General features: G+C 67.0%; 1 protein-coding gene. It reads left to right on the top strand.

Annotated elements, in window-relative coordinates; all coding sequences use genetic code 11:
- Positions 1–9: 9 nt before the first annotated feature.
- A partial coding sequence (locus CYJ76_RS12050; RefSeq protein WP_462345208.1) for a DinB/UmuC family translesion DNA polymerase occupies positions 10–303 on the top strand: 294 nt, incomplete at its 3' end.

Below are 303 nucleotides of genomic sequence, written 5' to 3'. Positions count from 1 at the left end.
CACCGCCGCTTGCTGAAGGATGGCCGTGCTGCTCGCACCGTGACGGTTAAGACGCGCACCACCGACTTTCAGCTGCACACGAAGTCCGCCGGGCTGCCCGCCCCGACGGAGGACTTCGACAAGATTTTCGCCCTCGCCCAGCGCCTCATGCCGCGACCGGAGGAAGCCGGCGCTTTTCGCCTGGTCGGGGTGAGCGTCTCCGGGCTGGTGGCCGACCGCCAGGAGCTGTTGTTCCCCGAGCTCGATGGCCCGCCGGTGCCCATCGCTGCTGCCACCGAAACCGATGTGGGATTTAGCTCTTTC

Origin of the sequence: Kytococcus schroeteri, from assembly GCF_002847825.1 — a bacterium.
Lineage (GTDB): Bacteria > Actinomycetota > Actinomycetes > Actinomycetales > Dermatophilaceae > Kytococcus > Kytococcus schroeteri.
This window is presented reverse-complemented; position numbering and strand designations above follow the sequence as displayed.